This window comes from Micromonospora sp. KC721, assembly GCF_004348355.1.
In the GTDB taxonomy this organism is placed as follows: Bacteria; Actinomycetota; Actinomycetes; order Mycobacteriales; family Micromonosporaceae; genus Micromonospora.
In genome coordinates this window covers 1-7,018 of the sequence record NZ_SMJY01000260.1, presented here as the reverse complement: position 1 = coordinate 7,018, position 7,018 = coordinate 1, and the positions used below count along the sequence as shown (strand labels likewise).

The window sequence follows — 7,018 nt, the reverse complement described above, 5'->3', positions numbered from 1 at the left end:
CCCCACCAGCGATCCCCCTCTCCCTGACCACCAACCACCACCCGGACGTGGCAGTCCAGCACTCGGCGGAGGACTTCCGCCCGCCGCTGACCGCCGACGTTCCGGACCGGCCTGGCCTGGCCTGGAGCCGACCAACCAGCGCGCCGTTGATGAATCCCATGACGAGCCGGGCCTGCCTCCGAACTGTTCCCGGAGTACGTCACGAATCCGCGTTACGAGTAGTAGCTGCGCGAGGAGTGTTCGGGCAGGCTCCTGGGCGAATGAAGCCCCGTCCCGCCCCTGCGTACACTCCGGTGGGCTGGTCGAGGACGTATCGCACGTCGTGGACGGGCCCGCCGATGCGCGCCGTCGGTGCGTAATCGGGATCCGTTGATCAGCGCGTGACAAAGCGCGGTGTACGTCAGTGGCCCGGTACGGCTGCGATCGACGTGTGGGAGGTAGACGATCGTGGGCGACCGACAGCGGCGCGCCTTCGAGCGATGGTTCGATCGTCGGGGGCTGCCCAGTTTCACTGTCGGTGTCCGACCACTGACAGCCGCTCGCGTACTGCCGCCCCTGCTGCTGATCTCGACCTGGGAGCTTCTGTCCACCGCCCTGGACGCACTGCAGCAGGGCGGGCCGCAGGCGGAGCAGCCGTTGCGCCCCCTGCAGCTCCTTGTCCTGGTGGCGCTCCTGGTCCTACCGTTGCTGGCGGCCCGATGGGCGGCTCGGCGGATCGATTCCACCACGTCCCGAACGCTGCCGTTCGTTACCGCGGTCGTGGCGACCGCGGTTGCCGTCGTGCTCGCGCCGTATCTGAACTCCCTGATGGGCAACGACTTCGTCAGCGGTGTTGCCGGCAACATCGCTGCCACTGCCGTGCTGGTCCTTTTGAACTACCTGGGCGTCGGGTCGCTTCTTGCCTGGTCGGTGCGCGAAGGGCTGCGGCAGACAACGGCGCTGCGAGAGATGACCGGGCGTGCGCTGCCCCTGTTTGTCCTGCTGTCCGTATTCGGCTTCCTGGCTGCCGAGGTATGGCAGGTCGTGTCCGCACTCGACGGGTCACGGTTCTGGGCCATGGCGGCCGTGCTGACCTGCGCGGTGGCCGGCTTTTCGGCGACGATCTCCTTCAGCGAGATGAAGGAGATCGTCGCCTCGGACTATCCGCGCGAGGCGATTGCCGCCCTCGCCCACGAGGCGGATCGGCCGCCTGGGGTCTTGCCGAACGGGGACGCACACCCGCCGCGCCGGCCTGTGTCCCGCCGCGAGCGGGTCAACATCGTCGCCAAGCTGGCGTTGGCCCAGACCTTCCAGGCGGTGTTGTTCTCGCTGGTCGTGTTCGTGTTCTTCGTGATCTTCGGCATGGCGGCGATCGGCACAGACATCATCGAGACCTGGACCGGTCGTGTGCCACAGGTGGCGCAGGTTCTCGGTATCGAGGTGTTCGCGTCATGGGAGCTGGTCCGGACCGCTGCTTTTCTCGCCATGCTGTCCATGGTGTATTTCGCGGCATCGACCTCGACAGACCCGAAGTACCGGACCGCCTTCTACGACCCGTTGTCGCGCAGCATCTCCCTGAGCCTGCTGGTCCGTGACAACTATCTGGCCCGGGTCAGCCCGCCCGGAACGCGGCGGCGTAGGCGCGGCCGGCGAGGAGGTCCGCCCGCTGTGGATGCTCCTGCCGATGAGCCGCCCGGCCAGGGCTTGTCCCAGCAGTAGCTCCCGGATGGGCCGAGAACCGGGCTGTGACTGGTGCCGACTCTGGTTAGATGTCGAGAATCAGTGCACGGTGGTCGGAGACCTCTGGCTCGGCCAGGATCTCGAACCGTTTGACGGCGGCGACGTCGGAGACCAGTAGGTAGCTCGCGTGTCGCACCGGCCTACGGTAGTGCGACGACCGGGTGTCAGCCGTGCCGACCAGGTCGGTGAGACCGAGTTCGGCCAGCACGCCGAACGTTTCGCTGTCGGGCAGCAGGTTGAAGCCCCCGCAGACCACCACCAGGTCGCGAGGATCGCGTATCCGGCGTACCAGTTCCGCGAGCCGCCCGGCCTGCCGACGCCGTGCCGGGGTATCACCCTTGCCCGCCGGGTCGCGTAGCCCATGTACCTGCACGACCCACACCGACCGGCCGTCGGCCCGGTCAACGGTATTCACGACACTCCTCCCCACGCATCCGCGTCGAGCACGCCATCGGGCACCTGAAGAACTGGCGAATCCTGGGCCGCTACCACGGCCGACGCGAATCCTTCGACGCCAGCATCCGCCCGATCGCCAACCTCCTGTCCGAGCACCAACACACCGACCGCATCGAGCACACCACCCGGCGAACCAGGGCCCTACCCGCTGCACCCAAAGTTCGATGAGACGGTGCTGCTCCTTCTACCGTCAACCGTGCACGAGGTCGTAAGTTGCTGCGTGACCACCACGTGTGGTCGAGGACTCCCTGCGGGATGCCGGTTTCCTCCGGTCAAGAGGGCGGCGGTGGCTCGGCGCAGGCCCTCACTGAGAAGGCCCGCGCCTTCGCGGGCGACGCCTGGCCGCCCGCTTGGATCCACTTGGTGTCCCACATCCTCGTTTGAAATGTCCACGCTCCTGATGTGGCCCATCCCCGATACAAGGCGCCGGTGCACGCTCGCTGGACCGACCGACGCGCAGCGGCTTCGACCGGTGATGGAAGGTGGACCTCACCCCGGCAAGTCACTCTGCTAGGCGGTACGGACGGCGAGTTTGGGTGGGGCGATGATGCTGGTTTGGCAGGAGCCATTTGCCTGGCAGATAGCATCCAGTACCGCACCGACGAAACCGGCCGCGCCCGCGGCGAAGAATGCGGCGACAGCCGCCTGGGCGACAACGGTGGCCGAGAGCGTTGTCAACGCCGCGATCGCCTCGACGATGGTGAAGCCGGCGACGGCTGTGACGGCGGGGGCGCTGACGCCGCCGGTGGCGATGCAGGCGGCGGCGACGAGGACGAAGGCGGCCGCGGCGCCGCCACAGATGAGGCCCTTGCAGAGGGCACAGCTCAGCCAGGTCGCTCGCGCGTCCTCAGTGAACTCCGCGACCTCCGAGAATTTGATGCTCTGTAGCCAGGTGGTGAGCTGGTCGCCCCCGCTGGGCGCGCTGGACACGGTCACACCCAGGTTTTCCAGAGCGGATTCCGGAAGCCCGGCGGCACTGAGCAGGTCCATCGCGTTGTTGTCCCATTGCTGCTGCAAGGTGGGACTCGCGCTCACGATCGACAGGACAACCTGCACGATCTGGCCGACGTCAATGGCCTGGTTGAGCAGCTTGTACGAAATCGGGTTCTGACTGTCCGGGGTGATCTGCATGTTGGTTTCGTCGAGAACCTTGATGTCGATCGAACCTATCACCTCGAACTGGATCTGTGTGGGGCCGTTGACCTGCACGATGTCATAGCGATTTTTTCGGTTCACCTGGACCAATGTCAGCGACCCGGCGTCACCGCAGGAGACCACGTAGCTGGCGCCTACGCCGCCAAGTTGGGCGCCCAGCTGTTGGGGGCCGGCGTTGGCGCCTAGACCACCCCAGATCCTTCCTGGCTCGTCGAGAGTACTGATGCTGTTAATGCTCCACATGACAGTTGAGGCCCTTTCGACTCTACTCTAGAGGCTTCGCGCTCCTTGCGGCGATCACCACTTACGAAGATATCTAGGACACACCCCTGGTCTCATTTCACGCCCTTCCACGGAAACCATCCAAGTGGGCTACCCACATGATTCGTTCCTGACGATCCGGCCAGTGCCCGTGACGAAGGTCGCGCGAACTGCGCGGGCCATGCGCCCTGCTCGAGATTTCATTGCACCCGTAGACCGTGCCTCGGCCACACACCACTCGCCGAGGATGTGGCGCCGCTAGTACAGGCCGGTGTACTGCCTCCGGTATCTGACCTTGACCCACTCGGAGAGGACCGGGTTGTCGTCGAGGAGGAACTTCAGGACGTACCAGTCGCCGGCCAAACGGCCGCCGGGGCCGGTCTCGGCGATGCCCCTCGGTCATCGGCCAGTGCCTCGCGTTGTCGGGGTTGGTGTTCCCCGAGGACCTAACGACCGCGTGCACGGTTGACGGTAGAAGGAGCAGCACCGTCTCATCGAACTTTGGGTGCAGCGGGTAGGGCCCTGGTTCGCCGGGTGGTGCTCGATGCGGTCGGTGTGTTGGTGCTCGGACAGGAGGCCGGCGATCGCGCGGATGCTGGCGTCGAAGGATTCGCGTCCCAGTTCGTCTTCGACGATTCGGCGGACCAGGTGTTCGTGGTCTGGCCGGGCGAGGGGGTAGCTGATGTTGTCAAAGAGTGGCCATGGTAGTCCGCAGATGAACTGCCGTTCCGCCCGACGACGGCGTTCTGTGCGTCGCGCCTCGTCAGTAAGGCTGATGTGATTGGGCGTCCCTGAGGAACGCACCACCAGCGGCAAATCCGCGCACTCGATTACGTCACCCGGCGGGTTCGATACGCAGGACGGCGGTGGTGTCGCCGATCTCGACGACCTCCAAGCTCATGACGTCGTTGATGGTCGCGACGGTTCCCACCTTGCAGCTCATCCCGACACCGCCGCCGCCCTGCGACGACACGCCGCCGCCACCGGAACAGCCCGAAACGCTGTAGCCCGACCCGGTCAGCGGCGCGACCATCTCGACCGCGGCGCCGGTGATTGCCGTAACCTCGATCGGCCCGAGGCCATACCTTTCCGGCACGGCCACGACGTCGCCCACGGCGACCTTGATCTGGCACGTCCCGTCAGCGCACGGCCCGGTCGGTGAAGGCGACGGTGTGGTTGCCTGGGTGGGAGTCGGTGTGTTGTCGGACGCGGATGACTCGGAGCCGGACCCATCCGAAGAGTCCGCCGAACACGCCGTGAGGGCAACGAACGCGGCAGCGACGACCGCTGTGGACAACGTCCTCCGCATCCCGGTAGCCATGGAACCCAGGCTACCCGGCAAGACCGAGTGCGCGGTCACCCAGCAGTTGCGGGTGGTCTCGTGGTTGCCGCCTCATCGCCTGGCGGCCGGCTGGACGATGTCCGGGCCGCCGGTGTGCGGCGTCGGGAGGTAGCCAGGGTGCGGCTGCGGCAGTGCCGCCGCGCAGGCCGCGGAACATGCGTTCACCAGCAACGGAAGCACGTCGGTGGCGACCAGGCCAGAGATCCAAACCTGGCGAAGCTCACCGTCAACCGGCCCATCGCAGACGCTGCAGGTTTGCACCGCGTCGCAGCCCCACACGCCTGGGTCGAGCGCGGCGAAGTCTGCCTCTGCCGCACGGGTCACCGCCCGCAGCCTCGGAAACGGCGGACGGAACTTGAAGTTGCCGTAGAGGACGCGGTGCTCACCGTGCTGTCGGCTAGCTTCGTGCATCGGGTCAGCTCGTACGGGTACCAATGCAGCCGGTGAGAGGTGTACGGCTCGAAGACCTCAAGGCTGGTCATTGCGCCAATCTCGGCCGGAATACGAACCAGATTCGTGCCGTAGAGCACCAGATGTTTGACGGCGGTCAGCTTCGCGATCGTCGCCGGTAACGTGACGATCTGCCGCCGCTCGGGAGCACTCAGCTCCACGAACGGCTTGAACACCGTCCGCCCATCCGCTGCGGCCTCGTCGATCAGCGCCAGCAGATGCCGCCAGCCTGCCGCCTCGGTGTCCTGACGGTCCGCGTGGAAGACGACGCTCGTCGGCCGGGTCGCGAACGAATGACCGACACAGCGGCAATGGTCGCGGGCAGGACCGCCCGCGCTGGGTCCAACCGCATCCGCGAAACGATTGGGAAACAGATGCGGCGTGATCTCGTTCGCGTCCACGTCGAGGACCCTACCGAGATCCATCGCCGCACGCGCACTCTCATCGCCTACTTGTTTCATTGACGTGCGACCGTGGGGAGTGTGTCGATGTCGGCTCTGTCTCACATTCGGTGGTGACCGAAGGTAGTCGATGTCGTTGAGGTCATGTGTGCAAGATCGGTGATCTTACGAAGATGGTGTTCTCGGGGCTGCTGCCGCTGGTGATCGACGACGTCACGAACGAAGGCGAACGGATCCTGGTGCGGGCTCGGACTCCTGAAGGGCCGGTGGCCTGTCCGGGCTGCGCGGTCGTGACGGACCGGGTGCACGGGTATCACCAGCGGACCCTCGCGGACGTGCCGGTCGATGCCCGGCCGGTGGTGCTCCGGGTACGTGTACGCCGTCTGGTATGCCCGACGCGGGGCTGCCGTCAGACGTTCCGCGAACAGCTTCCGGGAGTTCTGGAGCGTTACCAGCGCCGCACACCCCGGCTGATCGACAAGGGCATTAGCCTGCTGGATGCGCCCGCCGCCTCAACCTCGGCCTCAACAACCATCAAACGCTACGCCCGCATCATGAGCCCGAACGCCTCATCCGGGCACCGCAGTACCGGCCCACCCTCGTTGACCCCTACCGCGACCACCTACGCTGCCGCCGCCAACAAGACCCCGCCGTCGGAGCCACGCAACTCCTCGCCGAGATCAGAGAACTGGGCTACACCGGCAGCCTCAACCTGCTCTACCGCTACATCACCCAAGGCCGCGTCGAAGCCGACCGCCCAGCCCTATCGCCCAGGCGCCTTACCCGCTATCTCCTGACCCCACCCGACCAGCTCAAAGAACATCAGCGCACGCTCGTCGACGCTCTCACCGCCGCATGTCCACAGATGAGCGCGCTGGCCGGCTTCATCAGCTCGTTCGCCGCGCTCCTCACACCCACAGCCGGCAACAACGACCGTCTCACCACCTGGATCGCCGAGGTCAAGACCACCGACCTGCCCCACCTGCACACATTCACCCGCGGCCTCGGCCTTGACCGCAACGCCGTCAACGCCGCCCTGACCCACCCCTTCCACAACGGCGGCACCGAAGGCGTCAACACCAAAACCAAACTCATCAAACGACAAATGAGCCCTTTTCATCCTGCGTAGCGGTTGGCTTCGACGTTGTGCAGAACGAGGATGGCCTGCACGATCGGGGTCGCTCGCCGTGGGCAGCAGCGCAGCTTGGTCAGGATCTTCCAGGTCTTGAGGGTG

At 66.0% G+C, this 7,018-nt stretch carries 6 protein-coding genes and 2 pseudogenes; 3 read left to right on the top strand and 5 right to left on the bottom strand.

Annotation, left to right across the window (positions count from 1 at the left end; all coding sequences use genetic code 11):
- Nucleotides 1-447: 447 nt before the first annotated feature.
- Nucleotides 448-1,698: a hypothetical protein gene (locus tag E1182_RS27990; protein WP_132270734.1), complete on the top strand. Its 1,251-nt coding sequence runs from the start codon at nt 448-450 to the stop codon at nt 1,696-1,698.
- Nucleotides 1,699-1,744: 46 nt separating this feature from the next.
- Here the strand turns inward: E1182_RS27990 and E1182_RS27985 are convergent, their stop codons facing one another.
- Both E1182_RS27985 and E1182_RS27975 read right to left on the bottom strand, forming a co-directional pair.
- Complete coding sequence (locus E1182_RS27985; RefSeq protein ID WP_207921545.1) at nt 1,745-2,134, bottom strand: endonuclease/exonuclease/phosphatase family protein; 390 nt, start codon at nt 2,132-2,134, stop codon at nt 1,745-1,747.
- Between the two features lie 551 nt (nt 2,135-2,685).
- Nucleotides 2,686-3,411: a hypothetical protein gene (locus tag E1182_RS27975; RefSeq protein ID WP_132270733.1), complete on the bottom strand. Its 726-nt coding sequence runs from the start codon at nt 3,409-3,411 to the stop codon at nt 2,686-2,688.
- Nucleotides 3,412-4,125: 714 nt separating this feature from the next.
- Here E1182_RS27975 and E1182_RS31350 point away from each other — a divergent pair.
- Nucleotides 4,126-4,299, top strand: a complete 174-nt coding sequence (locus tag E1182_RS31350; RefSeq protein ID WP_165942741.1) for a hypothetical protein — start codon at nt 4,126-4,128, stop codon at nt 4,297-4,299.
- A 127-nt stretch (nt 4,300-4,426) separates the two neighbouring features.
- On the opposite strand, the gene E1182_RS27965 is transcribed toward E1182_RS31350, so the two are convergent.
- Together E1182_RS27965 and E1182_RS31790 are read right to left on the bottom strand one after the other, a co-directional pair.
- Nucleotides 4,427-4,705 (bottom strand): hypothetical protein, encoded by a 279-nt coding sequence (locus E1182_RS27965; protein WP_132270732.1) that lies wholly within the window; start codon nt 4,703-4,705, stop codon nt 4,427-4,429.
- A gap of 548 nt (nt 4,706-5,253) precedes the next feature.
- Nucleotides 5,254-5,784 (bottom strand): hypothetical protein, encoded by a 531-nt coding sequence (locus E1182_RS31790; protein WP_207921544.1) that lies wholly within the window; start codon nt 5,782-5,784, stop codon nt 5,254-5,256.
- 173 nt (nt 5,785-5,957) lie between these two features.
- Between E1182_RS31790 and E1182_RS27955 the strand changes: the two are divergent.
- Nucleotides 5,958-6,913: pseudogene (locus E1182_RS27955) on the top strand (transposase family protein).
- Here the strand turns inward: E1182_RS27955 and E1182_RS27950 are convergent.
- Nucleotides 6,901-7,018 (bottom strand): annotated as a pseudogene (locus E1182_RS27950) (IS5/IS1182 family transposase); the annotation flags it as partial. The pseudogenes E1182_RS27955 and E1182_RS27950 overlap by 13 nt on opposite strands.